Genomic DNA, 25,521 nt, shown 5'->3' with positions numbered 1-25,521 from the left:
CTAGAAAGGGCGGTTTCCCCTTGGTAAGGGGGGGGACTAAAAAGGGCGGTTTCCCCTTGGTAAGGGGGGGGACTAAAAAGGGCGGTTTCCCCTTGGTAAGGGGGGGAATTAACAGAGGGGTTGTTGGGTGCGATCCTCTTCGAGGGCTTCGCTAACGAACTTATGCAATTATCCACCACCTGCACCTCTGCGGTTTCATAACCCCCCTCAACGGGAATTAAAACATTTTGAATTGTAAAGCTCACAGATTGACCCCTGCTGGTGAATTCACATCTATTTATATTTTACGATCGGTCTGGTCTAAAACTGGCTGCGCCCCAAGGATTTTAGCATATTGAATTACAGATGAATTATTATAAAACTTTCCTTAAGATATCTAGATTTGGCGATAATCTAGGATAGGACAATTTAATTATATCGAATCCCCAAAAAAATGTCAGAATAGCTGTGTTTAATTTTTGTTAATTTATTAAGCTGAAAATCTTCACCTTTGGTAAATTAGTAAGTAAAAAAATGGTGATAAAATTGAAATTAGTTTTGTGCGATAGAACCTATGAATCCTGAAAATCTCCGTACCTTGGGCGTGCCGCCGAATGCTTGGAAAGTTGATGCCAAAATTGCCGACATCACCCGCCCCCAACTGCCTCCCCAAATTGTAACTTTGGAAACACAAACTAAAACGCTGCGTGTGGATTTAGCCAAAGCTGCAATGTTGGTGATCGATATGCAAAATGATTTCTGTCATCCCGACGGTTGGCTATCATATATTGGCGTAGATGTAACGCCAGCGAGAACTCCAATTATTCCTTTACAAAATTTACTGCCAAAATTGCGATCGCGCGCAATTCCGATTATTTGGATCAACTGGGGAAACCGCCCCGATTTACTCAATATTAGCGCAGCTTCCCGTCACGTTTACAATCCCACAGGAGACGGCGTAGGTTTGGGAGATCCGCTACCAAAAAACGGTGCTGCTGTATTAACGGCTGGGAGTTGGGCGGCGCAAATTGTCGATGAATTGACACCGAAATCGGAGGATATTTGCGTTGATAAATATCGGATGAGTGGCTTTTGGGATACTGCTTTAGATAGTATTCTCAAAAACCTGGGCAAAACTACACTTTTCTTTGCAGGAGTCAACGCGGATCAGTGCGTGATGGCGACGCTGCAAGATGCTAATTTCCTCGGTTACGACTGCATTTTAGTCAAAGATTGTACTGCTACGACATCGCCAGATTATTGCTGGCAAGCTACTCTATATAACGTTAAGCAATGTTTTGGTTTTTTGTCTAATTCTCAGGCTATGTTAGAAGCAATTAAATAGCAGTCAGTCCTTAGTCATTAGTCAGCAGTCATTAGTCAGCAGTCATTAGTCAGCAGTCATTAGTCAGCAGTCATTAGTCATAATGACATCAGAAACATAACAACCAGCACCAAAGAAACCGGGTTTTTGCAGTTTTTGTCGCCTGTAACGGGTCTTCTCGTAAAAACCCGGTTTCTGGCCACCCATACCTAAATCCTAAACTAATGACTCTGGCTCCCTCGCTAATGACATTAAAAACATAACAACTGATAATTTACCATAATAAAAACATGACAAATCAGTGCATGATTCCCGTGTCAAAGTCTCCCCAAGACTACCAAGTATTTCGCATTAGTCCATGGGATACTAATAGATTAGCCATCGTCTTCGATCCCGCAGCAGCTAATAGTTCATTAACAGTTTGCATCGAAATTTTTGATGTGGGTGGCAAAACTCCTCCCAATCGGCATTTATTGGCAGTAGAAATGTTTTTTGTACTCAAGGGACAAGGGCGAGCAACCTGTGATGGCAAAACAGTTAGTATTAGGGCCGGAGATAGTTTGTTAGTGCCACCCACCAGCACCCACCTAATTGAGAACACTGGTAGCGAACGGTTGTATGCTTTGTGCATCATGGTCCCTAATGAGGATTTTGTAGAACTAATACGCAGCGGTATGCCTGTGGAACTTGATGAGGAAGATATGAGAGTATTAGGGCGATCGGATGTACTCGTGGCCTGCTAAACTGCTGTAAAATTTCGTTACCAGGCTCTACCTGGTAACGCATATTTAAACTGTTGTAAAATCTCGTTACCAGGCTCTACCTGGTAACGCATATTTAAACTGTTGTAAAATCTCGTTACCAGGCTCTACCTGGTAACGCATATTTAAACTGTTGTAAAATCTCGTTACCAGGCTCTACCTGGTAACGCATATTTAAACTGTTGTAAAATCTCGTTACCAGGCTCTGCCTGGTAACGCATATCCAGAGGCTCTGCCTCGATTTCATGCTAAGGTAATATCGGCAGATACTGGAAAAAACCTGGTATCCAAAAACAGATTGTTTTACGTTAAACTTATCAATTTATGAGCGTTATATTTCACATTGCTAAAAGCCAACAGTGGGAAGAAGCAAAACAGCTTCAATTCTATCACGGCGATACCCTAGACTCTGAAGGATTCATCCACTGTTCGACAATCCCGCAAGTTACTAGAAGTGCCAACAAATTTTTTGTCGGACAAACAGGATTGCTTTTGCTGTGGATTGACTCTGGGAAAGTGCAAGCAGAGGTTAAGTATGAACCGGCCGCCGGAGATATGTATCCCCATATTTACGGGCCGCTGAATGTGGATGCGGTGTTGAAAGTTATGGAGTTTGAAGCAGGTGCCGATGGGAAGTTTGAATTACCGTCAGAATTAAACCCTCAGAATTAACAGGCTTAGTACGTTGTGATAGGTTTATTGTTGGTGAAACCTCCAGACAAATATTGGGGTTGAAAGTTCGGGTTGACTGGGGCGAGAGTTGTAAAATTAATGAACCTCAATCAACTCTGCTGCCAATTTTAGCGCTGCTTCGCGAGTAGAAATTCTCCCCTCTACCCGCGCCAATTGAATTTCCATTAATAATTGACCAATTTGCGGACTTCTGGGCACATTTAAATGTTCCATTAAATCATTGCCGCTAACTAATTGTGTCGGATGTGCAACAATATCATCCGCATCAAGATAACGATTAATTAACACTGAAATTTCATCCACTGAAACTCCCACCGCTACGGCTAAAACTGCTAAAACTGGAAATACTATTCCCACATCTCGAAATAAGAAATACTGTTCTCGCAAAGACATCTTAGAGATAGGTTCTGCTTGCAATTTTGGCAAATATTTCACAAGCTCGATCGCACTTTTAATCTCAGCATTGCTATACTTTAACCGTAGCAACTCAGTTTCAGCCATTGTCGGGTCAGAATCTGCCAAAATAGCCAACTTAGCGACAGCCAACAACGGTGTTTTAATCGTATCTCGAATCTGGCGCCCGAATTCCTTTGCTAATTCCGGGTAAATTGCCGCTAATTGGTCAGCAGATTGGTCAATTTTGGTTAAAGTATCAAAACGGTCGATCGCACTTTCAAACCAAATCGAAAACAAACCATCTTCCCAACCGCGACAAATCCAAGGTACACCGTTAGAATTGCTTAACAAATAACCCAATTCTGTCCGCACCCGTTCCACCGCTACCCGACTCAACAACGGTGCTAATTCGCGAATCGCCGATTGAGTTTCCGCTTCGATCGCAAAACCCAACTGCGCCGCTTGACGGTAAGCTCTTAATAACCTCAGCGGATCATCTTCCAAATTGGCGCGGGAAATCATCCGCACCAAACCCAGCCGCAAATCAGTTTGACCATCCACAGGATCGATGATTTCTCCGGTAAAAGGATTGCAGGCGATCGCATTCATCCGAAAATCCCGGCGCCACAAATCCCCCTCCAGACTCCCCCCTTCAGCTTGCGCCAAATCCACCGTACCGCCCGCAAACACCACCCGTGCAATTTGGCGTTCCGCATCCAACAAAACAAACCCTGCTTTGGTGCGATCGGCAATTTTTCGAGCAGTCTTCACTGCCCGTGTTAGCATAACAAAATCTAAATCAAAATAAGGCGATCGCCTCCCCAGTAACGCATCCCGCACCGCACCCCCCACCAAATAAGCAGGTGGCGTCAGCAGTTCCAAATCAAACGGCCAAGAATCAGGAGATAATGTAGGTGGCAAACTATTCGACATCGCAACAAAAATAAATAAACTTACAACCATAAAACTCTGGTTACGCTAGATTAACAGAAAGCTCGAAATTCACCAATTTTTTTGAAATGCACAGAGGATATCAAAGATGTGTATTTGTGTTAACTGCCATTATGTAGACCGCTGCTTCACCTACCACGCCGTAGAAGGACAGCACGAACAGCCTCACCTCACCGAAACCCCCGATTTCGACCCCGTAGAACCCACAATCAACGTCAACATCCGACCCCGCCAAGATGAAGTAGAAATGGAATGGGATGTAGTCGGCTGTGAAAGTTTCAAGCAAGAAATCGGAAAATGGGCCAAATTGCGGCCGGGCGAACTCGTACCAACTTAAGGAAGAAGTCATTAGTCAGTAGTCATTAGTCATTAGTCAGTAGTCAGTAGTCAGTAGTCAGTAGTCAGTAGTCAGTAGTCAGTAGTCATTAGTCATTAGTCATTAGTCATTGGTAATTGGTAATTGGTAATTGGTAATTGGTAATTGGTAATTGGTAATTTTTTCGTCGCTTGGAGCTGCCAATTCCCCAATTCCCCAATTCCCCAATTCCCCAATTCCCCAATTCCCCAATTCCCCAATTCCCCAATTCCCCATTCCCAATTACCAATCAATAATCTAAAATATAAAATCTAAAATCAAATGAGCTATTGCTTAAACCCAACTTGTCAGCATCCGCAAAACCTCGGTGATGCAGAATTGTGCGAAAGTTGCGGCTCAAAATTATTGTTAATTCCTGACGCACAAGCCTCCCCAGCATCTCGCTACCGTACCATAAAGCCGATCGGACAAGGCGGTTTTGGTCGAACATTCCTAGCAGTAGATGAAACCAAACCCCAGATTTTTCCCCAGTGCGTCATCAAGCAATCCTTACCCCAAAAAAACCCCGCTGAAAAAGCCGATCGACTATTTCACCAAGAAGCAGCCCAACTACAAATATTAGGCAAACACCCGCAAATTCCCGAATTATTAGCACATTTTGAACAAAACGGCAGACAATATTTAGTACAAGAATTTATAGACGGCAAAAACCTAGCTCAAGAACTAGAACAAAAAGGAGCATTCACCGAAACTCAAATTCGTAAAATCCTCCAGGATTTATTACCAGTCCTCCACTTTGTCCACAAATCAAAAGTCATTCACCGTGACATCAAACCCGAAAATATTATTCGTCGCCGACTCTCCCCAACCCCTTTATCACCACTAGAAAATTCCTTTCAACCATCTCCGTTTCAAAAAGATATTGTTCTCGTTGATTTTGGTGCCGCTAAAAAAGTAACAGCACCGGGGTTGCAGCCAACTGGTACAATTATCGGCAGTGCTGCTTATACGGCCCCAGAACAACTGATGGGTAAGGCAGTTTTTGCCAGCGATATCTATAGTTTGGGTGTCACCTGCATTCATTTGCTGACTCAAATTCCCCCCTTCGATTTGTTCGACACCACCGAGGATGCTTGGGCGTGGCGAAATTATTTGAAAACCGCTGTTAGCGACGATTTCGGTCGCATCCTCGACACCATGCTCCAAAGTGCCACCAATCGGCGCTATAGTTCAGTATCAGCCGTCATCCGGCAATTAAACCCCAAACCGATATATTTAGAGGCTTCGCCTGTTTTAGACGCGCCGGAGGAACCCGCAGAACGGGTGCTGACACCTGCGCCCGGTGTGTCCCTGTTCAGTCCCCAAGAGCACGCCGCAATTCAACAAGCTTTGCAAGAGGCGATCGCCCCATATAATGTCATAATTCAAGTTAACCAAGCCAAGCACAAGCTGAATATCGTCATCAACAGAACTCCAGACAATCCCGTTTATTATCCGCACTTAGCTCAAATAATTACCACCAGACTCACCGATTTGCAGTTAAATAAAATTGCAGCCGTGAAGTTGTTGGGCAGAGTTAACAATTCCCGCGCGCCAGAGTGGCAGCAAGTATTGCAAATTGACCCAAAGATTAAGTTAAGAAATAAAATCATTCGGCTGCACCATAATAAATTAGCTAAACGAATCGCGCCCCTTGCTACCCAAGATTTTTGGTTGCCCAAGTTGCAAACAAAAGAGTTTTGGATAGACTTACTGATGTTTAGCTTAGTTTGGTTTATCTTTGGCTCTCAAATAGTGATTTTTAATGCTATGTTTGCCCTGATAATTTCAGTGGCTTTTATGTTCGTCAAGTATCAAGTTTCCCAAAATAAAGAATTTGCGAATAACAATTTATTTGCAACTTTAGTATTGTTGTTTCTGATGGCCGGAAGCATGGGAAATTCCAGGATTTTAAATACGGGAATATTTGGCTTTCTTTTGGCTTGCTTAGTTGTAGCTTCTCCTCTGTTTTTTATTAAGGAAAATTATCAATAAATAATGAATAGCCATCCCAAATCCGCAACATCAGTTAAAAAATACGGCTTAGCCTTGCACACAGCCAGTCGCGAACTTGGTTTCGCCATCAGCAATTTTGCCGGTGAATCTCGCTGTGCAACTTGGAATTTGGATCGGGATTTAGCAACTCATTTGCACCAGTATTTAGTTGAGTTTATTCAGCCACAAACTTGGGCGGATTTGGCTTTTATTGCAGTTGCTAAGGGGCCTGGAGGTTTCACGGGGACTCGCATTGGTATGGTGACGGCGCGGACTTTGGCTCAACAGTTGGATATTCCGATTTTTGCTATTTCAACTTTGGCGGCTTTTGCTTGGGCACAACCCCCCCAACCCCCCCTTATTAAGGGGGGGCTTTTGGAATTGGAACCGCCCCTACACTCAGGGAGGCTTTTGGAATTGGAACCGCCCCTACACTCAGGGGGGCTTTTGGAATTGGAACCGCCCCAACCCAGGGCGGGCACGCACCATCCACCGCCCCTACACTCAGGGGGGCTTTTGAGAGATGATGTCGCGGTGCAAATGCCTGCACAGCGCGGTCAATTATTTGGGGCTGTTTATTCAGTTAATCAAGATTCGGGTTTGAATGAGTTGTTTCCTGATACGGTGATGACTCCTGAATCTTGGCAGGAAAAGTTGGATGGTTGGGGTAATTCTTATCAGTTGATTGAAGCGACTAGCGGGTTGGGTGCGTCTGTTTCTAGTGTATTAGAATTGGCTTATTTGGAGTGGCAAATGGGTAGTCGTCCAGATTGGTCGGATGCTTTGCCTTTTTACGGTCAACATCCGGTTAAGGGTAACTGAAAAAATGATTAAGATTAAATAAAATACACAAGGGCTGACTATGTTCGATCGCACTCGATGGTTTTTGGCGGGTATATTAATCGGACTTTCGCTTCAGTTAAGTCAGCCCGGTGGAGCCGCCACGCCTGTTGAGGAAGCCGTAAAAACAGCACAAAATAGCAGTATCGAGGCTGCCCAAAAAGCATTAAATGATGGATTACTACTCTATCAGCAAGGAACTGCCGAAGCAAAAAGAGGTACGATCGCCAAATGGGAAGAAGCATTAAAGCTGTATCGGGAAGCTGGCGATCGCGCCAAAGAAGCAATCACGCTCAATAACATTGGCAGAATCTACGAGGATTTGGGAGAGAAACAAACAGCTTTAGATTATTACAACCAATCCCTTCCCCTCAGTCGGGCTACTAGCAATCCCTCACAGGAAGCTATCACCCTTAACAACATCGGGGCTGTCTATGACAATTTGGGAGAAAAACAGAAAGCTTTAGAGTATTACAGCCAATCTCTTCCCCTCAGTCGGACTTTAGGCGATCGATCGCTTGAAGCTATCACCCTCACCAACATAGGCTTAGTTTACTCAAATTTGGGAGAGCAACAGAAAGCTTTAGAGTATTACAGCAAATCTCTTCCTCTAATTCGGACTATTGGCGATCGCTGGCACGAAGCTGGTATCCTCAGCAACATCGGGGGTGTCTACGACAATTTGGGAGAAAAACAGAAAGCTTTAGATTATTACAACCAATCTCTTACTCTGAGTCGCGCCGTCGGCGATCGCTCCCAGGAAGCTGTTACCCTCGACAACATCGGGGCTGTCTATGACTATTTGGGAGAGCAAAAAACAGCTTTAGAGTATTACAAACAATCCCTTCCCCTGCTTCGGACACTGGGCGAACTCTGGCACGAAGGCATCACTCTCAACAACATTGGTAGAATCTACGACGATTTGGGAGAACAACAGAAAGCTTTAGAGTATTTAAGCCAGTCGCTGACGCTGAAACGATCCGTAGGCGATCGCCGGGGCGAAGCTATCACTCTCAGCAACATAGGTAATATCCACAACTATTTGGGAGATCGACAGACAGCTTTAGAGTATTACAAACAATCCCTTCCCCTACTTTTGGCAGTGGGCGATCGTCGGGGCGAAGCTGTCACCCTCACCAACATCGGGGGTATGTACTCAGATGTGGGAGATAAACAGAAAGCTTTGGAGTATTACAGTCAGTCGCTCACCCTGAGTAGGGCCATCGGCGAGCGATCGATTGAAGCTGGTATCCTTTACAATATAGCTGTTACCAAACGCGACCAAAATAATCTTAACGAAGCCCTCAATGACATTCAAGCCTCTCTCAGAATCATCGAAAATCTCCGCACCAAAATTACCAGCCCTGAACTCCGCACCTCATACTTTGCTACCGTACAGGACTACTATGAATTTTACATTGACCTGTTAATGCAACTGCACAAAACTCATCCTAAGTTAGGTTATGATACCAAAGCCTTAGAAGCCAGCGAACTTTCGAGAGCCCGCAGCCTCCTCGAACTCCTCCAAGAAACAAACACCAACATTCGCGAAGGCATTGCACCCGATTTACTTCAACAAGAAAAGAGCTTGCAACAGCAACTAAATGCCCTTGAAAAACACCGCATCGAAGCAGTTAGCCTCCCCAATCCCAACCCAACGGAAATCGAACAAATAGACAAACAACAGCTCGCGCTTTTGCAAGAATATCAGCAAAGTCAAACCCAAATTCGTACCGCCAGCCCCCGGTATGCAGCCCTTACCCAACCCAAACCTTTAACATTCCCAGAAATTCAGAAACAAATTATCGATGAAAACACTATTTTATTGCAATATTTCCTCGGCAAAGACCGCAGTTATCTTTGGGTGATTAGCCAAAAGGGACTAACTAGCTATGAATTACCAAAACGCGCCGAGATAGAAACCGCCAGCCGAAATTTCCGAAACACCGTTACCAACCCCCGGTTGAGAAATATTTCCCAAAAAGTTGCCGAAGCCAGTGCAAATCTCAGTCAATTAATTTTACAACCCGCCGCCAGCCAATTAGGCGATAAACGCTTATTAATCGTTCCCGATGGTATTTTACACTATACCGCTTTTCCAGCTTTAACTATTTCCCTAACCAGCCGACAAAATTCCTACCTTCCCTTAATCAGCCAACATGAAATTATCACTTTACCTTCCGCTTCAACTCTCGCCATTCTCAGGCAAAATTACGGAGACAGAAAACCACCCACTCAAACTTTAGCAATTTTAGCCGATCCAGTTTTTAGTCCAGATGATGAAAGAATCAAAGGAAAGCTGACGCCAGCAACAACGGAAAAGTTAGAATCTCAGAACCAGGGTTTAAGTCGATCGCTGCGTAGTTCCGATCTGGCATGGCCGCCCCAGCGCCTACCCTTTACCCGCCAAGAAGCCCAAACAATCTTAAGTTTAGTACCTTCAGCTTCTAGCAGTCAAAATTTAGATTTTGATGCCAGTCGCACTACTGCTACCGATGGCCGTTTGGCCAATTATCAAATCCTTCACTTGGCAACCCACGGCATTGCCAACAGTCAAAATCCAGAATTGTCAGGAATTCTGATGTCGATGGTAGATGACAATGGCAATCTTGTCAATGGTTTTTTACGACTCACAGATATTTTTAACTTAAAATTGTCCGCAGATTTAGTGGTTTTAAGTGCTTGCCAATCGGGAATTGGCCAGAATATTAAAGGCGAAGGCATGGTGGGATTAACCAGAGGTTTTATGTATGCAGGTGCTCAACGAATGGTGGTGAGTTTGTGGAATGTGGATGATGAAGGAACTGCGGTATTGATGCAAAAGTTTTATCAAAAAATGCTCCAACAAAAGTTATCACCTGCCACGGCTTTAAGAGCCGCTCAGATGGAAATGATGGAACAGGACAAATGGAATTCTCCCTATTATTGGGCTGCTTTTACGCTGCAAGGGGAGTGGAAATGATATGATAGTTAAAAAAAAATTCATGTAAGTGAGATACTTTCTCAAGCAATTATCAATTACCAATTATCAATTCCCGCCTTTACACTAAGCGGGCTAATGATTAAGATTGAAAAAAATACCAAAGGGGTAGTTATGTTCGATCGCCCTCAATTGATTTTAGCTGGAATGTCGATCGCGCTTTCGCTTCAGTTAAGTCAGCCAGTAGCAGCAACCGTACCCGTTGGTAAAGCCGTACAAACGGCACAAATTAGCACTAGGAAGGCTGCCCAAAAAGCTGTCAAAGAAGCAGAACAACTCTACAATCAAGGAACAGCAGAAGCAAAAAGAGGTGCGCTCGTCAAGTTGGAAGAAGCATTAAAATTGTTTCGGGAAGCGGGCGATCGCACGAAAGAAGTTGTGGTGCTCACTAGCATCGGTAATATCTGGGATGATTTGGGAGAAAAACTCAAAGCGCTAGAGTATTACAGCCAGTCGCTACCTATAAGTCGCGCCGTGGGCGATCCCTCAGGAGAAGCAATCGCCCTCAACAACATCGGCGCTGTCTACTCAGATTTGGGAGAAAAACAGAAAGCACTAGAGTATTACAGCCAGTCCCTTCCCTTGAGTCGGGCAGTAGGCGATCGCTCACTGGAAGCTGGCATCCTCAACAACATCGGCTTAGTTTACTCAGATTTGGGAGAGAAACTCAAAGCGGTAGAGTATTACAGCCAGTCTCTTCCCCTATATCGGACTCTCGGCGATCGCCGAGGGGAAGCGAACACCCTCATCAAGATTGGCTTAGTCTACTCAAATTTGGGAGAGAAACTCAAAGCGCTAGAGTATTACAGCCAGTCTCTTCCCCTATATCGGACTCTCGGCGATCGCTCAGGAGAAGCTGGCACCCTCAACAACATGGGCAATGTCTACTCAGCATTGGGAGAACAACTCAAAGCGCTAGAGTATTACAGCCAGTCCCAGCCCCTGAGTCGGGCAGTGGGCGATCGCTCAGGAGAAGCCACCACCCTCAACAACATCGGCGCTGTGTACTCAGCATTGGGAGAACAACTCAAAGCGCTAGAGTATTACAGCCAGTCCCAGCCCCTATTTCGGGCCGTGGGCGATCGCTCAGGAGAAGCCACCACCCTCAACAACATGGGCAATGTCTACTCAGCATTGGGAGAACAACTCAAAGCGCTAGAGTATTACAACCAGTCCCTGCCCTTGAGTCGGGCAGTAGGCGATCGCTCAGGAGAAGCAGCCACCCTCACCAGCATCGGCAATGTCTACTCAGCATTGGGAGAACAACTCAAAGCGCTAGATTATTACAACCAGTCCCTGCCCTTGAGTCGGGCAGTAGGCGATCGCTCAGGAGAAGCAGCCATCCTCAAAAACATCGGCAGTGTCTACTCAGCATTGGGAGAAAAACAGAAAGCGCTAGAGTATTACAACCAGTCCCTGCCCTTGAGTCGGGCAGTAGGCGATCGCTCAGGAGAAGCTGGCACCCTCAACAACATCGGCTTAGTGTACTCAGATTTGGGAGAAAAACAGAAAGCGCTAGAGTATTACAACCAGTCTCTTCCCCTATCTCGGACTCTCGGCGATCGCTCAGGAGAAGCTGGCACCCTCAACAACATCGGCAATGTCTACTTAGCATTGGGAGAAAAACAGAAAGCTCTAGAGTATTACAGCCAGTCCCTTCCCCTATTTCGGGCCCTGGGCGATCGCTCAGGAGAAGCCACCACCCTCAACAACATCGGCGGTGTCTACTCAGCATTGGGAGAAAAACAGAAAGCACTAGAGTATGTCAGCCAGTCCCTTCCCCTATTTCGGGCCCTCGGCGATCGCGCGAAAGAAGCTGGCACCCTCAAAAACATCGGCGGTGTCTACTCAGATTTGGGAGAACAACTCAAAGCCCTAGAGTATTACAACCACTCCCTTCACCTATATCGGGCTGTAGGCGATCGCTCAGGAGAAGCTGGCACCCTCAACAGCATCGGCTTAGTGTACTCAGATTTGGGAGAACAACTCAAAGCGCTAGAGTATTACAGCCAGTCTCTTCCCCTATCTCGGGCTGTGGGCGATCGCAGCGGGGAAGCTCTCACCCTTTACAGCATGGCTTATGCCAAACGCGAGCGAAACAATCTTACCGAAGCCCTCAACGACATCGAATCCTCTCTCCAAATCATCGAAAACCTCCGCACCAAAATAGCCAGCCCTGAACTCCGCAGCTCCTACTTTGCCACTGTACAAAACTACTACCAATTCTACATCGATTTGTTAATGCAACTGCATAAAACTAATCCTAAATCCGGTTACGATACTAAAGCCTTAGAAGCCAGCGAACGTTCGAGAGCCCGCAGCCTCCTAGAACTCCTCTCTGAAAGTAATGCCAACATTCGCGAAGGTATTTCCCCCGATTTGCTGCAACAAGAAAAGAGCTTGCAACAGCAACTAGATACCACAGAAAAGCAGCGCATCGAAACAATCAGCAGTCCCAACCCCAATCCCACTAAAATCGCTGAAATCGACAAAAAACGCCGGGAATTATGGCAAGAATACCAGCAAAATCAAACCCAAATTCGCAGTACCAGTCCCCGCTATGCCTCCCTCACCCAACCCCAACCTTTAACACTGCCTGAAATTCAAAAACAGATTCTTGATGAAAACACGATTTTATTGCAATATTCCCTCGGCAAAAATCGTAGTTATTTGTGGGTCGTGACAGCTACTGGAATCACCAGCTACGAACTTCCCAAACAGGTTGATATTGAGACAGCAGCCAAGAATTTTAGAGACACTGTAACTAACCCGCGTTTGAGAGAACTTCCCCAAAAAGTTGCCGAAGCCAGTGCAGCTTTGAGTCAGTTAATTTTACAGCCAGCCGCCGCCCAGTTAGGACAAAAACGCCTGTTAATTGTTCCCGACGGCGTGCTGCACTATACTCCTTTTGCCGCTTTATCAATGACACATACAGCAGGAAAAAATGCTAGTAATTTCTTAATTGCCCAACATGAAATCATTACCCTTCCTTCCGCCTCAACTCTCGGTATTCTGAGGCAAAATTACGCCGACAGAAAACCGCCCAGTCAAATTTTAGCAATTTTAGCCGATCCGGTTTTCAGTCTAGATGATGAACGAGTCAAGGGTAAAGTTACCCAAACCACGACCGAAAAGTTAGAATCAAATAACCTCGGTTTAAATCGATCGAGCCGCGCTGCTAATATGTCATGGCCGCCCAAACGCCTGCCCTTTACCCGCAAAGAAGCCGACATCATATTAAGTTTAGTACCTTCAGTTGCTAGAACTCAACAATTTGATTTTTCCGCCAGTCGCACTACTGCTACCGATGACCGTTTGGCCAATTATCAAATCGTTCACTTTGCCACCCACGGCATCGCCAACAGTCAAAATCCCGAACTGTCAGGAATTATGATGTCGATGGTGGATGACAAGGGAAATCTTGTCAATGGCTTTTTGCGCCTCACGGATATTTTCAACTTGAAACTGGCAGCAAATTTAGTAGTTTTAAGTGCTTGTCAGACGGGACTGGGGCAGAATATTCAAGGCGAGGGAATGGTGGGATTAACCAGAGGGTTTATGTATGCGGGGGCGCAGCGGGTAGGGGTGAGTTTGTGGAATGTGGACGATGAAGGAACTTCTGTATTGATGCAAAAATTTTATCAGAAAATGCTACAAGAAAAGTTAGCACCGGCGACAGCGTTGAGGGCGGCGCAGATCGAAATGATGTCGCAGGAAAAATGGCGATCGCCCTATTATTGGGCTGCTTTTACGTTGCAAGGGGAGTGGAAATGAGCTCGTAATTACCGGGCGAATAGAATTCGCAGCTACACAGCCAAAGTCCGCCGGCGCAGACTAAGGAAGGAGATATTTAAACATCTTAGGAACGGGCAATATGCCCGTCCCACTAAAAAAGGTTATCGCCCGCTAGCTAAAACCTCTCGCAATTTGCGATCGCCCCGCGCTTTATCTGAAAGTTGTGGAGTCGCCATCCGCAACACAAAATCCAGCAGCCAAGGCGCAATTCGGTGACACCAAACCGCTAAATGACTTTGATATCCTACCAAGATTTCCGGCGCATCTTTGTGCAATCCCGCCACCAGGGCTAGGGCAACTTTTTCGGGAGTTGTCGGCACCACCCACCGAAATTGCTCCAAGTCTCGCACCATGTCGGTATCTGTTAGCGAGGGTAGCAAAGCTGTGACTCGAACATTGTACGCTGTCAACTCGCTGCGTAAAGCTTGGGTGAAGCCCAAAATGGCAAATTTTGTAGCAGAATAAGTTGCCATTGTGGGAGCCGCAATTTTGCCCATTAAGCTCGAAACATTGACAATTGTTCCGTCTCTTTGGGCCGCCATTCTCCTGGCTATTAAGCGCGTAACTGTGTAAGTTCCCAGTAAATTTAAGGCGATTTCTTCCTCGATCAATGGGACTGGGGAACGTAAGAATGATGCTTGGTGCGCGACACCTGCACAGTTGACTAGGAGGTGAATTGGGCCGCAATCTCGCCACGCTTGGGCGATCGCAATATTCACTGCTACCGACTGAGTTAAATCTAAAGCTAATGGCACTGCTTCTACACCAAAAACTTCGATTTCAGTCGCTAATTCAACTAATTGCTGGCGATTGCGCGCTACAATCAACAAACGTTTGATGCCTTGTCTGGCTAATTCCAGGGCGATGGATCGCCCAATTCCGCGAGAAGCCCCTGTCACAAGAGCTGTTTTTCCTTGAAGCTGCATAGATTTAACCCTCTGGATTTGAAGTGCTCACCGAGTACGGAGTTATAAGTTGTGAGTTGTGAATTTTGTGGAGTTAACTCAAAACTTTTGAATCGACAACGTACCCGTGAGTTGAACTAAACTTTGATGTGCCAGAAATTGGTCAGGAATCTGATAAGTAAACCTCATTCAAGCAGACAAACTTGAGGTGGGAAAACCCGGTGAACAATTATACCAACTTTGGCTGAATTTGCCTCTATCTTGAGTCCGCGCAGGCGGACTTTGTGTGTGTAGCCGCGAATTTTATGAGACTGTTGGCGAATTAAAAAAGGGTGAAACCAAACATCCCATAATCATGGAAAAAAACTATGATGAGGCAGAGGGAAAAAGAGCCGAAAAACGAGAGACACGGGTCAAGCCAATCGGAATGTTGCGCCAAAACGCCCACATTCTTGACAGATTCATCGCAGCAGCAGTCACAATATGTTGTAGACGAGTCTTGGCAAGACCCATGTAACGAGCGTCGCGCAAACCAAAAACACGAATGCCTTGAGACAGTCCGCTTTCAACACCAGCCCGTAAAGCATAACGCTGCTTAAAATCCAGGGTATGTTGTCTAGCCCTACCTTTGGCTTGAGCTTCGTAAAGAGGTTGAGGTTTGAGAGTCAAAACACGGGCCTGTGCCGGCGAATGAGTACATTGAGAGCGAACAGGACAAGCGGCGCAATCGGGCCGACGAAAGCGTACTTGAATGACCGGATTGCCATAGTTATCCGAGCGTTGATGCCAGGATTGGCTGATGTGCCCCTGCGGACAAGTAGCATGGCGATGCTCCCAATTGACCTTAAAACCAGAAAGCTCAAAGCCCAGCTTGGCTTTTTGTTGCCAACTTGAGTCAGGTGGTACAGGGCCAAGGAGTTCAATACCTAATTCAGTTTCACTGGTGAGCAAGTGTTGAGCATCAACATAAGCAGTATCGACAATATGTTCTTGCGGTAACAGGTGTTTATCAGCTAAAGCCTGATGAATCACCTGAGTCATTTCTACATCTCCAGTGGTGGCGGGTGTCGTTTCCACATTGGTAATTAGATGAGGTAAATCTCGATCGCAAGTTTCTGTAAGATGTACTGCATAACCTGTCCAATTGGTATCTCTTTTTGTCCGATTGCGAGCCTCGGTATCGTAAGGGGAAGTAATTAACTGCTTGTGGGGCGGTAAATTATCAGCTTCTCGCCAATAAACTTTGCCTTTACACCACCCATATTGCTGTATCCAGACACAGCGTAAAGTTTCTACAGCTTTGAGCTGACGCAACCATTCAGGACTCAAGGGGTCATACAAAGCTGACAATAAGTGATGACCATCACAGCCAATAGTCAATAGCAAGCTTTGTTTTTCGGTTTCAGATTTCGGCAAGCGATATTGCTCAAATCTCGTGCCATAACGCTCAGACCAATCCCGATTGACTACTGTTAATAACCATTCATCCGCCACGGTGGCTAACTGATTTAAGGCATGACGTAAAGTTTCTCCAACGCATTCGAGGCGGTTCATTTTACGGATAGCTCCGATGACATGGGTCGAGTCAGTTCTGGCTTTCCCTCTGGCTTTTAGCCATCCCTTATCTTGAAAATGTGCTAGCATTCGATCGAGTAATTGACTTTCACGTCCCGCAGCAATTAACCGACTTCTCCACTCACTTAAAACTGAATAATCAAAGCCGCTATCAGTAATTTCTAATCCCAAAGCATACTTCCAATCTATACGACTTCTCACCGCTTCTGCTGCTTGTCTGTCAGTCAATCCCTCGGCAAATTGCATCACACTGATTAATGCTAATTGCCCTGGTGATAATGCACTTTGACCGCAGTCCGCTCGAAACAAGGTGATAAAGTCAGTATCTTGGTACAACACTCCGAGTTCGTCGCGCATTTTCATATATGGATTTCCTTTGGGAAAGGAGGTTCGTGCCACAGTTGCTGTCATTTCTGGAATTGACGACAAGGAGCGGGGGTGAAGAGTCATAATAGATTATTTAATATGGTGCGTGATTACACAATCATTCTGCCTATTCAGGACGGCGATGTCTGAGGGGTGAAACCCCTCAGACATTCGCCAACAGTCTCATTTTATTCGCCGGGAATTCATCGGGAATTCGCCGGGAATTCATCGGGAATTCATCGGGAATTCATCGGGAATTCGCCGGGAATTAACCGGGAATTTATCGGATATTCGCCTGGATTGGCGGTGTTTTCCTGTGTAGCCGGTAATTCTATTCGCCGGGAAAAAACAGAGGATTTTTGAGCAATATAGAGCATAAATTTCACGCCTCCTATATACGAGAATTACCTCTCTACACACACCTTAACAACTAGAAGCTAAAGCGGCAACAATTTTTAATAAATGTTCCGCAATACTTCTTTACAATCTGCTCATACAGCATTTTTCCAAGTACCATGAAACCCTAAAGGTATGACACTAGGCAATTCTAGCTGACAAATAGGAGCGCGATCGAGCCCGTCGCTGTCAAAGATCCAGACTTCGCTTTTATCAGAATTGCCGTCGTAAACAACTGTTACTATCCAACCTTTCTCGGACGAAATATCTGGAACGTAGATGGGTTCTGCGGGATAGCGATTTTCGCCACAGTCGGCAATTGTGAGATTGCGGTTATGGGTATCGAAACGGGCGATCGCACCATAACGTTCCGCTACAATATCTACTTGAGGTCGATACATTGCCACATAAATATAGCGGGAGTCTTGCCCTACTTCGGCCGCGGGTACGATGGGAAACTCGCAAGGTTTATCCAACAATTCTTCTATTCCTGTCACTTTCGCCGTTAGAGGATTGAGATGCACTCGGCAAAGAGTACCCTCTGCATCGGTGTGAGTTTCACCAGTCGCTACTTCTTTCAGTCGCTGATTAGTTGTAAAATCAGCAAAGCGGACAAAATCAACCGCCACCTCACCATCTTCCTTGACAAAACCGTTAGCAAAATGCCATTGAAACCAAGGATCGGTTTCGCCGCGACTAACTAAAGATAGAGTTTCCGAGTCAAAAACTAATATCTGCGTTCCTAATTCCGGTTTCCACTTAAAGGACTCGCTATAACTGCTAATTCCCGCTAACAATGGCAAAAAATTGACTTGCACCGGCGGTACAAAAAATATCAAATACTTTCCCGCAAAAACATAATCGTGGAGCGCATAAATTCCATCTAAGGTAACAGTTGATTTTTGTACGACTTTGCCAGTAAAATCGCTTTTATACAGATTTAACTTTGTAGTCGCACCATTGGCAATTCCAAAGTTGAAAATATTCCCAGTAATCGGGTCGCGCTTGCAGTGAGCGGAATACACAAAGTTACTATCTAAACTGCCTAAATCGTCCATTCCCAAGGTTTCCAGAGTTTCCAAATCGAGGCGGTGAGGCGGACCACCTTCCCACAATGCCAAAAGGCGATCGGGCAAAGCTAAAACAGAAGTATTGGCAGCATTTTTAACAGTTTTAGTCCACCTTAACCAAACAGGACCCGGTGCTGTCATACCGTAATTAGAGTAGAGAAATTTATCAGCCTTTTCCTCAGCTTGATATCCCGCTGTTTGCACGTAACGATAGACAGCACTAGCACCAGCATCAGTAAAATGTACGGCCAAAATAGCACCGTCGCCATCAAACCAATGTCCCACAGAAACACCTCCGCGTTCCAAACGAGCAGGCCCGTTGCGGTAGAGACTCCCGCGAAATCCGGCAGGGATTTTGCCACTTTTAACTGATAGTTTAGTCAGGGGAAACTCGGTAGCGGGAAGAGCTAAAGCTTTTGACCAAGATTTTTTAGCTGATGTTTTACTTTCGGTTTTCATGGGATAATTTCCAAATTAAACTAAACACAACATATATTTTATTATACAATCATACCACAGCTCATTTTCTCACCATGGTTATACCCCGTCGCTATCTGCTCCGAACTTTTGGACTAACTGCTATTGGTACTCAATTATTACCGATCGCCCAATCCAATATCTTACCCAAATCCCCAACTCCTATCTTACCACGTCGCCTGCAATTAGGTGATACTGTAGCTTTAATCAATCCCGCAGCTTTCGCCTACGAAAAGGAAGTTAAACCTTTTTTAAAATCTGCCGAACTCTTGGGTTTAAAAATTAAATTGGGAGAACATTTTTACGACCGCTACGGCTACTTAGCTGGTAAAGATGCCGATCGCGCCGCCGATGTCAATAACGCCTTTGCCGACTCCTCAGTCCAAGCTATTTTCACTGGTATGGGCGGCTGGGGATGCGGTCGCATCTTGCCACTTCTCGATTATAACATAATTCGTAACAATCCGAAAATAATTATCGGTTTCAGCGATGTGACAGCACTATTATTAGCTATTTATACTAAAACTAATCTCGTTACATTTCACGGACCTTTGGGTGTATCTAGCTGGAGTTCTTTTACAGTAGATTATCTGAAAAAAGTTTTGTTTGAGGGTGATGCTGTCACTTGCCAAAATCCTCAAAAAATGGATATTGAAACTATTAGAGAAGGAAAAGCTAGGGGAAAGCTGATCGGTGGGAATCTCTCAGTCATATCAACTATGATTGGCTCCGGGTATCTGCCAGATTGGCAAAACAATATTTTGTTTGTTGAGGAAGTTAGCGAAGAAGTTTATCGCATCGATCGAATGTTGACTCAACTCAAGTTAGCTGGCATTCTGGATCAAATATCCGGTTTTATTTTCGGACAATGTACCAAGTGTGACCCCGAAACACCGAAAGAATCTCTCACCTTAACTCAAGTTTTGTCCGATCGCATCCGCCCCTTGAAAATTCCTGCCTGGTACGGTTCTGCGATCGGTCATATTCGAGATAAGTTTACTTTGCCCATCGGTCAAGAAGTTGAAATTGATGCACGTTATGGTACAATTAGATTGTTAGAGCCGGCTGTTAATTAAATCTGGAATTATTGCTCGATATTGGCGAAGCAGAGCCAAAGCATCGGGCGTATCTCTGTTTTGCAAATATATTCCTAGGGGCGAAGCATTGCGGCTGTAAATCTCTGGTTATCGCTAATAAATTGTCTGCCGCAATGCGAGAGCCCTAACAAAATCGGGATGCTCCCAGGAAGAGCCTGGAAACGAGACAATCATACAAACATAAACTCAGGATTATTGTGAAAACTACCCAAAAATTTATTAATTCAATATCAGCAATTTTCTTGGCAATGTTTTGTCTATTACAACTCAATCTTGGTGTTGCAATCGCAGGTGAAACTGCCAAAAATAACGATATTTATCAGCAGCGCACCATCCACAATCCCGATGGAATAGGTAAATTTTATATGGGTCGAGAAATCGCTAAAGTCATGGGATATGAAGGGGCTGGGTGGCTGGAAAGACCTTCTCGTGGCATGGAAGAGAAATCAGGCAGATTAGTGAATAATCTCGATTTAAAACCAACAGATATTGTGGCAGATATTGGCGCGGGAACGGGATATTTCAGCTTTCGGATTGCACCCTTGGTTCCACAAGGAAAAGTTTTTGCCGTGGATGTGCAGCCCGAAATGCTAAAATTTGTAGAATTGAATAAGATTGAGAAAAATATCTCTAATGTTGAGCCAGTTTTGGGTAGTATCACTGACCCGAATTTACCAGAAAACAGTGTAGATTTAGTTGTCATGGTGGATGCTTATCACGAATTTGAATATCCGAGAGAGATGATGCAAGGCATTGTCAAGGCGCTGAAACCTGGAGGACGGACAGTATCCATCGAGTATCGAGGCGAAAACCCCTTACTGCCGATTAAAGGTTTGCACAAAATGACGCAAAAACAAGTAAAAAAAGAAATGGCAGCGGTGGGTTTAGTTTGGAAACAAACTAAGGAAATGTTACCTCAGCAGCATTTAATGGTATTTGAAAAAAAAGCTTAGTTGTGAGTGATTAGTCATCGGTTTGATGTAGTTTATACTATTAAGCAACATAGAAAAAACTATGAAGTGCGAATTGTGCGATCGCGAAATGGAAACATTAACCGCCCATCACCTGATACCCAAACAAAACACCAAGCGAAAAAACGCAGATCCCAGCCCGACAATCGACATTTGTTCTGCTTGTCACCGCCAGATTCACTCCCTATTTGACAACAAACACCTAGCCGAAGAGCTCAACTCCCTGGAAAAGCTCAAAAACGACCCTCAACTCCAGAGATTTATCTCTTGGGCTAAGAAACAAAAAACTGATAAACGTATTCAAGTACGTGGTAAAAAAGCTTAATCTTTCAAATTCCCGACGGACTACCCAACTACTATTATGAACCCAACTCCCATCGAAATTGCGAAAGATCGATCGCTCATTTTCAAAAAATTCCTCCAAATCGAAATAGATATCCAAGCTAACTCAGAAAAACAAGCTTTTTTAGACTGGGGTATTCAAAAGTCTGCTTACCGCAAAGAAATTAAAAACTATCCCGATTACCTCAAGCAAAAACCAGACGGTGTAAAGTTCATTAGCTACATTCCCCCAGCCAATAACCAGCTCAAATTTAGCCCCTTTCCGAGTCTGGGAGTCATGCCTCAAATTGACACTCAAGCTTTAAACTTTATCCACGAAGACATCAAACAAGCCTGTGTTTGTATTGGCACTTTTGTGGATGGTAAAATCCAGGCGAAGTGGCTGGGAAAAAATGCACTTACCAAAGCTCAGTTTTGGAGTGGCACTAAAATTATTCCCCTAATCAATACCGTCTGTCAAGTAAATATCAAATATCCCGACTGCGACATTAGTAACTGTACGATCGGAGATGTTGATGGGCAACAAAAGGATATTCCCTTTGATGATTTAGCCGCCGACATGATTAGCTATACGGAAAATATCGCAACTTCCAACTCCTTGGCGGCGATGTTCAAACGCTTTGATACTCGTGTAGGACTCGAACAGTGGCTGAAGAAAACCACGGGCAATAATGACCTCATTTTTCGCAGCGACTACGGCGACGATCCGTTTATTGAAAATCCCCAAATTTTTGATAAAATCAAACAAACAGTGGTACTCACAGCCGCTGAAAATAGCCCTAAACAAGATAATCTTGTATGCGCCTACGATCTGACTAAGTTAGTTTCAATGTTAGGATGGCACTACAATCTGGAACAGCGATCGCGCTTGCGAGGTGCTCAGTGGAACAGCCTCAAAAGCATTATTAAAGCCATGGGAAATGACACGGCTCGATATGGAGATCAAGCAATTAAAACTTTGGGGATGGATGGCGTCATCACTTCTCCAGTAATTATCTCGAAACTCGGCCACGGAGTCAGCTCGATTAGGGGAACTATAGAAACAGTTTACCTGGCTTTGATGTGGTTTGTGGACGAGCGGCCAAAGGCGGGTGGAAAGCCAGCCAAACTCAGAACTTTAGCTTTGACTTTGCGGGGTGTAAAAACTTTAGATGGTTCTAAGAGTACCGATAGTTTGGCGATCGAACTCGATGCTAGAATCTGCGCCGAAGTTACGGAAATTCTCCGCCGATTGTTTGCTGAAGAATTTTAAACAAGGGCGATCGACTAATTAGCAGAGCCATGAAATTTGCGGTAAAGCATCGCCTTCACCGGCTCTCCTCCCCGCAAATGTCGCTCTGTAACTGAGGCTACTTCTTCAGGACAAACAGCGCAGTACCAAACCTCTTCTGGCATCACTAACACCATCGGTCCACTGCCACATTGTCCCAAACAACTACTAGCAACCACCGCCACTGCTGAGGGTGACAAACTCTGAAAAGCCGCTAGTACCTTGGCTGCACCTTGCTTGCGACAAGTGCGGTTTTGACAAACCAGAACTCGCCGAGAAGATTCGATAATTTTCATAGTTTTTATTTGACAATATTCCCCATATATGCTATTTTTTTATCATGGGAATAGGTGCGAGCATATAACTATTCTCCTGTCAGGGAGCTACGCATTTACTAATTCCCAGACAGAAAAGGAAACATCTATGCCCTAGACCCTAGACCCTAAGCCCAGGAATACCTGAGTCCTCGGTTACTTTTAATTTGGTGACAAACCTTTGGAAGTTAACCATTGTCGATCGAACAAACGCGACTGATAGCGAGCCCCACCATCGCACAGTACAGTCACAATCCTATGTCCAGGCCCCATTTGCTTCGCCAAAGCCACAGCAGCCCCCACATTAATCCCCACAGAACCCCCCATAAATAGCCCTTCTTTTCTCAACAATTGGTAAACCACCCGGACGGCTTCAGTATCATCAATTTGGATCGCATCATCTACCGGAGCATTTTCCATATTTCCCGTAACCCGACTGGTGCCAATTCCCTCGGTAATCGAACTACCTTCAGTCTTAATTTCCCCGGTTTTAAAATAACTGTAAAGCCCGCTACCCATCGGATCTGCCAAGACAGTTTTAATCGCAGGATTTTTCGATTTCAAAAACATCGCTACTCCAGCAAAAGTCCCACCAGTACCCGTTGCAGCCACCCAAGCATCAACTTTACCCTCCGTTTGTTCCCAGATTTCCGGGCCAGTTGTCTCGTAATGAGCTTGGCGATTTGCTAAATTGTCAAACTGATTCGCCCACACGGCATTTTCCATTTCCGCTGCTAATCTTCCCGACAATTTAACATAATTATTTGGGTCTTTGTAGGGGAGAGCCGGAACAGTCCGAACTTCCGCACCCAAGGTTCTCAAAGCATCTATTTTTTCTTGGGATTGAGTGTCAGGAATTACGATTAAACACTTGTAACCTCTGGCGTTGCAAATGTGGGCTAAGCCAATGCCCGTATTGCCAGCAGTGCCTTCTACTACCGTTCCACCTGGTTTGAGCAAGCCCTTTTCTTCTGCATCTTTAATGATGTATAAAGCAGCCCGGTCTTTAACCGAACCGCCGGGATTGAGAAACTCTGCTTTGCCGAGAATTTCGCACCCAGTTTCATCGCTGAAGCTGTTTAATCTAATTAGTGGCGTGTTGCCTATTGTGCCTACAAAGCCGTTTTTGATATCCATGCTGAGTTTACCTAAGTGGTTTCCTGTGAACTTTTCGATTCCACAGGTTTCTCGAACTGAAACTTTATTACTAATTATAGTTCTGAAATCTGACGAATTGGTTTGGGAATCAGCACGACTCAACTCCTACCAAACTTTACTCATATTCAGAACAAATCCGGGTAAAACGGGATCGCCACTGACTGTCGCCGGATTTTCCAAACATTCCTCTGGCAAACCGGGACGGTAAATGTAAACTCTGCGATTTTTGCGATCGATTAACCATCCTACCTGCACTCCAGGTTCTCTCATATATTCTTGCATTTTTTCTTGCAAGGGCTTGAGATTGTCCGAAGCAGACCTGAGTTCAACTACAAAATCCGGGCAAATAGGAGCAAACTTTTCCTTTTGTTCCGGTGACAAAGCATTCCATCTTTCCAATTTAATCCAAGCAGCATCCGGCGACTTTTCTGCACCTGTGGAGAGAGTAAATCCTGTACTCGAAGTAAATGCTAAACCTGTACCGTCTTGTTCTGCCCAAACCCACAGAGGCCCAAATATATTACCTTCTCGGTTTCCCGTCTCCGAACCCGTAGGGGCCATAATTAGCAATTCTCCCGATTTGTTTCGTTCAATGCGTAATTCACTATTGATTTGACAGAACTCGAAAAACTGGTCGTCTGTCATTTGCAATTTTGGCGGTATTCGCAATACGATTGTTGATGACAGCATTTTGCCTTTCCTCAAATCTCAATTATTAAGACAATAGTGCAATTTTTATGTTTGTAGTAAGGACGGTCGTCCCTACTACAAACCTGTGGGTAAATTTAACCTATTTATTTGGCTGAGGAGTCATCCGTAAATAAGGCTTAACTGGGGTGTAACCTTTGGGAAATTTCTCGGCCAACTCTTGGGGGTCGGTAATGGAAGGTACAATTACGCAATCGTCGCCGTCTTTCCAATCTACGGGAGTAGCAACGCTGTATTTGTCCGTAAGTTGCAAGGAATCAATTACCCGCAGAATTTCATTGAAATTCCGTCCCGTACTCGCTGGGTAAGTAATGCTCAAACGCAATTTCTTTTGCGGGTCAATTACAAAAACAGTGCGGATTGTTAAGTTATTTAACGAGTTAGGATGGATCATATCGTAAATGTCTGAGACTTTGCGATCGCCATCTGCTAAAATTGGATAATTGAGGGTGACTTTTTGAGTTTCCTCAATATCTTTAATCCAGCCCATGTGAGAATCTACATCATCGACACTCAGGGCAATGGTTTTGACACCGCGCTTGTCAAATTCAGACTTCAGACGGGCCACCGCACCTAGTTCTGTAGTGCACACTGGAGTATAATCCTTCGGGTGGGAAAACAACACAACCCAGCTATCGCCAGCCCAGTCGTAGAAATTGATTTCTCCTTCGGAGGATGCTTGGGTAAAGTTGGGAACTGTATCGCCTAATCGCAGAGACATAACTGATTTCCTCTAATTGTATTTAAGGACGGTTCTCTATCATCTCACAATGGTCCGGTTTCTTGATCGAACTTTACATGAT

The 25,521-nt window shown here is 44.9% G+C and carries 23 protein-coding genes; 13 read left to right on the top strand and 10 right to left on the bottom strand.

The features are described 5' to 3' along the window. Nucleotides 1-245, bottom strand: a 245-nt coding sequence (locus tag ACBR23_RS03535) for a hypothetical protein (RefSeq protein ID WP_371125628.1), incomplete at its 3' end; no start/stop codon positions are given. Nucleotides 246-553: 308 nt separating this feature from the next. Here ACBR23_RS03535 and ACBR23_RS03530 point away from each other — a divergent pair. From ACBR23_RS03530 to ACBR23_RS03520, 3 genes are all read left to right on the top strand, one after another. Next, complete coding sequence (locus ACBR23_RS03530; RefSeq protein WP_341735418.1) at nucleotides 554-1,324, top strand: isochorismatase family cysteine hydrolase; 771 nt, start codon at nucleotides 554-556, stop codon at nucleotides 1,322-1,324. Nucleotides 1,325-1,593: 269 nt separating this feature from the next. Then, nucleotides 1,594-2,046: a cupin domain-containing protein gene (locus ACBR23_RS03525; protein ID WP_341735417.1), complete on the top strand. Its 453-nt coding sequence runs from the start codon at nucleotides 1,594-1,596 to the stop codon at nucleotides 2,044-2,046. A gap of 342 nt (nucleotides 2,047-2,388) precedes the next feature. Next, nucleotides 2,389-2,736 carry a DUF952 domain-containing protein gene (locus ACBR23_RS03520; RefSeq protein ID WP_371118745.1) on the top strand — a complete coding sequence of 116 codons (348 nt, stop codon included), beginning with the start codon at nucleotides 2,389-2,391 and terminating at the stop codon, nucleotides 2,734-2,736. 96 nt (nucleotides 2,737-2,832) lie between these two features. Here ACBR23_RS03520 and ACBR23_RS03515 read toward each other — a convergent pair whose 3' ends face one another. After that, on the bottom strand, nucleotides 2,833-4,116 hold the full coding sequence (locus ACBR23_RS03515; RefSeq protein WP_371118744.1) for a CCA tRNA nucleotidyltransferase: 1,284 nt from the start codon (nucleotides 4,114-4,116) through the stop codon (nucleotides 2,833-2,835). A 76-nt stretch (nucleotides 4,117-4,192) separates the two neighbouring features. On the opposite strand from ACBR23_RS03515, the gene ACBR23_RS03510 reads away from it, so the two are divergent. Continuing rightward, nucleotides 4,193-4,441 carry a Ycf34 family protein gene (locus tag ACBR23_RS03510; RefSeq protein ID WP_371117298.1) on the top strand — a complete coding sequence of 83 codons (249 nt, stop codon included), beginning with the start codon at nucleotides 4,193-4,195 and terminating at the stop codon, nucleotides 4,439-4,441. Between the two features lie 102 nt (nucleotides 4,442-4,543). Here the strand turns inward: ACBR23_RS03510 and ACBR23_RS03505 are convergent, their stop codons facing one another. Then, complete coding sequence (locus ACBR23_RS03505; RefSeq protein ID WP_371118743.1) at nucleotides 4,544-4,696, bottom strand: hypothetical protein; 153 nt, start codon at nucleotides 4,694-4,696, stop codon at nucleotides 4,544-4,546. 45 nt (nucleotides 4,697-4,741) lie between these two features. Between ACBR23_RS03505 and ACBR23_RS03500 the strand changes: the two genes are divergently transcribed. The 4 genes from ACBR23_RS03500 (at nucleotide 4,742) to ACBR23_RS03485 (ending at nucleotide 14,048) form a co-directional block, all read left to right on the top strand. Next, complete coding sequence (locus tag ACBR23_RS03500; protein ID WP_371118742.1) at nucleotides 4,742-6,454, top strand: protein kinase; 1,713 nt, start codon at nucleotides 4,742-4,744, stop codon at nucleotides 6,452-6,454. Between the two features lie 3 nt (nucleotides 6,455-6,457). Then, nucleotides 6,458-7,276: a tRNA (adenosine(37)-N6)-threonylcarbamoyltransferase complex dimerization subunit type 1 TsaB gene (gene tsaB, locus ACBR23_RS03495; RefSeq protein WP_371118741.1), complete on the top strand. Its 819-nt coding sequence runs from the start codon at nucleotides 6,458-6,460 to the stop codon at nucleotides 7,274-7,276. 40 nt (nucleotides 7,277-7,316) lie between these two features. Beyond that, a complete protein-coding gene (locus tag ACBR23_RS03490; RefSeq protein ID WP_371118740.1) occupies nucleotides 7,317-10,256 on the top strand; it encodes a CHAT domain-containing protein in 2,940 nt (979 codons plus the stop codon). Nucleotides 10,257-10,352: 96 nt separating this feature from the next. Continuing rightward, on the top strand, nucleotides 10,353-14,048 hold the full coding sequence (locus ACBR23_RS03485; RefSeq protein WP_371118739.1) for a tetratricopeptide repeat protein: 3,696 nt from the start codon (nucleotides 10,353-10,355) through the stop codon (nucleotides 14,046-14,048). Nucleotides 14,049-14,170: 122 nt separating this feature from the next. On the opposite strand, the gene ACBR23_RS03480 is transcribed toward ACBR23_RS03485, so the two are convergent. Together ACBR23_RS03480 and ACBR23_RS03475 are read right to left on the bottom strand one after the other, a co-directional pair. Then, complete coding sequence (locus ACBR23_RS03480) at nucleotides 14,171-14,995, bottom strand: SDR family NAD(P)-dependent oxidoreductase (protein WP_371117292.1); 825 nt, start codon at nucleotides 14,993-14,995, stop codon at nucleotides 14,171-14,173. 345 nt (nucleotides 14,996-15,340) lie between these two features. After that, complete coding sequence (locus tag ACBR23_RS03475) at nucleotides 15,341-16,999, bottom strand: IS1182 family transposase (protein WP_371118738.1); 1,659 nt, start codon at nucleotides 16,997-16,999, stop codon at nucleotides 15,341-15,343. A gap of 69 nt (nucleotides 17,000-17,068) precedes the next feature. On the opposite strand from ACBR23_RS03475, the gene ACBR23_RS03470 reads away from it, so the two are divergent. Then, the gene (locus tag ACBR23_RS03470; protein WP_371118737.1) at nucleotides 17,069-17,278 is read left to right on the top strand and encodes a hypothetical protein; all 210 of its coding nucleotides are present in this window, start codon (nucleotides 17,069-17,071) and stop codon (nucleotides 17,276-17,278) included. A 128-nt stretch (nucleotides 17,279-17,406) separates the two neighbouring features. On the opposite strand, the gene ACBR23_RS03465 is transcribed toward ACBR23_RS03470, so the two are convergent. Then, nucleotides 17,407-18,840, bottom strand: a complete 1,434-nt coding sequence (locus tag ACBR23_RS03465; protein WP_371118736.1) for a carotenoid oxygenase family protein — start codon at nucleotides 18,838-18,840, stop codon at nucleotides 17,407-17,409. 74 nt (nucleotides 18,841-18,914) lie between these two features. Here ACBR23_RS03465 and ACBR23_RS03460 point away from each other — a divergent pair, with 74 nt between their 5' ends. From ACBR23_RS03460 to ACBR23_RS03445, 4 genes are all read left to right on the top strand, one after another. Continuing rightward, entirely contained in the window at nucleotides 18,915-19,934 is a 1,020-nt protein-coding gene (locus tag ACBR23_RS03460) for an LD-carboxypeptidase (protein ID WP_371118735.1), read from the top strand. A gap of 218 nt (nucleotides 19,935-20,152) precedes the next feature. Then, nucleotides 20,153-20,908, top strand: a complete 756-nt coding sequence (locus tag ACBR23_RS03455) for a class I SAM-dependent methyltransferase (protein ID WP_371118734.1) — start codon at nucleotides 20,153-20,155, stop codon at nucleotides 20,906-20,908. 61 nt (nucleotides 20,909-20,969) lie between these two features. Next, complete coding sequence (locus tag ACBR23_RS03450) at nucleotides 20,970-21,251, top strand: HNH endonuclease (RefSeq protein ID WP_371118733.1); 282 nt, start codon at nucleotides 20,970-20,972, stop codon at nucleotides 21,249-21,251. Between the two features lie 36 nt (nucleotides 21,252-21,287). After that, nucleotides 21,288-22,520, top strand: a complete 1,233-nt coding sequence (locus ACBR23_RS03445) for a hypothetical protein (protein WP_371118732.1) — start codon at nucleotides 21,288-21,290, stop codon at nucleotides 22,518-22,520. Between the two features lie 14 nt (nucleotides 22,521-22,534). Here the strand turns inward: ACBR23_RS03445 and ACBR23_RS03440 are convergent, their stop codons facing one another. From ACBR23_RS03440 to ACBR23_RS03425, 4 genes are all read right to left on the bottom strand, one after another. Then, a complete protein-coding gene (locus tag ACBR23_RS03440; protein WP_341735404.1) occupies nucleotides 22,535-22,834 on the bottom strand; it encodes a (2Fe-2S) ferredoxin domain-containing protein in 300 nt (99 codons plus the stop codon). Nucleotides 22,835-23,014: 180 nt separating this feature from the next. Then, nucleotides 23,015-23,989 (bottom strand): cysteine synthase A, encoded by a 975-nt coding sequence (locus tag ACBR23_RS03435; protein ID WP_371117285.1) that lies wholly within the window; start codon nucleotides 23,987-23,989, stop codon nucleotides 23,015-23,017. Nucleotides 23,990-24,115: 126 nt separating this feature from the next. Then, entirely contained in the window at nucleotides 24,116-24,700 is a 585-nt protein-coding gene (locus ACBR23_RS03430; protein ID WP_341735402.1) for a Uma2 family endonuclease, read from the bottom strand. Between the two features lie 100 nt (nucleotides 24,701-24,800). Beyond that, nucleotides 24,801-25,439 carry a peroxiredoxin gene (locus tag ACBR23_RS03425; RefSeq protein ID WP_340524493.1) on the bottom strand — a complete coding sequence of 213 codons (639 nt, stop codon included), beginning with the start codon at nucleotides 25,437-25,439 and terminating at the stop codon, nucleotides 24,801-24,803. Nucleotides 25,440-25,521 lie beyond the last annotated feature (82 nt).

This window comes from Microcoleus sp. (genome assembly GCF_041354475.1).
Taxonomy (GTDB): domain Bacteria; phylum Cyanobacteriota; class Cyanobacteriia; order Cyanobacteriales; family Microcoleaceae; genus Microcoleus.
The sequence above is the reverse complement of the archived record's forward strand: the minus strand, read 5'-3'. Positions and strand labels throughout refer to the sequence as shown.

Excerpts from the sequence above, each read along its gene's own strand:
- ACBR23_RS03425 (WP_340524493.1), bottom strand. The coding sequence starts at position 25,439 with ATGTCTCTGCGATTAGGCGATACAGTTCCCAACTTTACCCAAGCATCC.
- ACBR23_RS03445 (WP_371118732.1), top strand. The coding sequence starts at position 21,288 with ATGAACCCAACTCCCATCGAAATTGCGAAAGATCGATCGCTCATTTTC.
- ACBR23_RS03460 (WP_371118735.1), top strand. The coding sequence starts at position 18,915 with ATGGTTATACCCCGTCGCTATCTGCTCCGAACTTTTGGACTAACTGCT.
- tsaB (WP_371118741.1), top strand. The coding sequence starts at position 6,458 with ATGAATAGCCATCCCAAATCCGCAACATCAGTTAAAAAATACGGCTTA.
- ACBR23_RS03520 (WP_371118745.1), top strand. The coding sequence starts at position 2,389 with ATGAGCGTTATATTTCACATTGCTAAAAGCCAACAGTGGGAAGAAGCA.
- ACBR23_RS03525 (WP_341735417.1), top strand. The coding sequence starts at position 1,594 with ATGACAAATCAGTGCATGATTCCCGTGTCAAAGTCTCCCCAAGACTAC.
- ACBR23_RS03510 (WP_371117298.1), top strand. The coding sequence starts at position 4,193 with ATGTGTATTTGTGTTAACTGCCATTATGTAGACCGCTGCTTCACCTAC.
- ACBR23_RS03505 (WP_371118743.1), bottom strand. The coding sequence starts at position 4,696 with ATGGGGAATTGGGGAATTGGGGAATTGGGGAATTGGGGAATTGGGGAA.
- ACBR23_RS03490 (WP_371118740.1), top strand. The coding sequence starts at position 7,317 with ATGTTCGATCGCACTCGATGGTTTTTGGCGGGTATATTAATCGGACTT.
- ACBR23_RS03500 (WP_371118742.1), top strand. The coding sequence starts at position 4,742 with ATGAGCTATTGCTTAAACCCAACTTGTCAGCATCCGCAAAACCTCGGT.
- ACBR23_RS03465 (WP_371118736.1), bottom strand. The coding sequence starts at position 18,840 with ATGAAAACCGAAAGTAAAACATCAGCTAAAAAATCTTGGTCAAAAGCT.
- ACBR23_RS03475 (WP_371118738.1), bottom strand. The coding sequence starts at position 16,999 with ATGACTCTTCACCCCCGCTCCTTGTCGTCAATTCCAGAAATGACAGCA.
- ACBR23_RS03435 (WP_371117285.1), bottom strand. The coding sequence starts at position 23,989 with ATGGATATCAAAAACGGCTTTGTAGGCACAATAGGCAACACGCCACTA.
- ACBR23_RS03440 (WP_341735404.1), bottom strand. The coding sequence starts at position 22,834 with ATGAAAATTATCGAATCTTCTCGGCGAGTTCTGGTTTGTCAAAACCGC.
- ACBR23_RS03485 (WP_371118739.1), top strand. The coding sequence starts at position 10,353 with ATGATTAAGATTGAAAAAAATACCAAAGGGGTAGTTATGTTCGATCGC.
- ACBR23_RS03450 (WP_371118733.1), top strand. The coding sequence starts at position 20,970 with ATGAAGTGCGAATTGTGCGATCGCGAAATGGAAACATTAACCGCCCAT.
- ACBR23_RS03430 (WP_341735402.1), bottom strand. The coding sequence starts at position 24,700 with ATGCTGTCATCAACAATCGTATTGCGAATACCGCCAAAATTGCAAATG.
- ACBR23_RS03515 (WP_371118744.1), bottom strand. The coding sequence starts at position 4,116 with ATGGTTGTAAGTTTATTTATTTTTGTTGCGATGTCGAATAGTTTGCCA.
- ACBR23_RS03530 (WP_341735418.1), top strand. The coding sequence starts at position 554 with ATGAATCCTGAAAATCTCCGTACCTTGGGCGTGCCGCCGAATGCTTGG.
- ACBR23_RS03480 (WP_371117292.1), bottom strand. The coding sequence starts at position 14,995 with ATGCAGCTTCAAGGAAAAACAGCTCTTGTGACAGGGGCTTCTCGCGGA.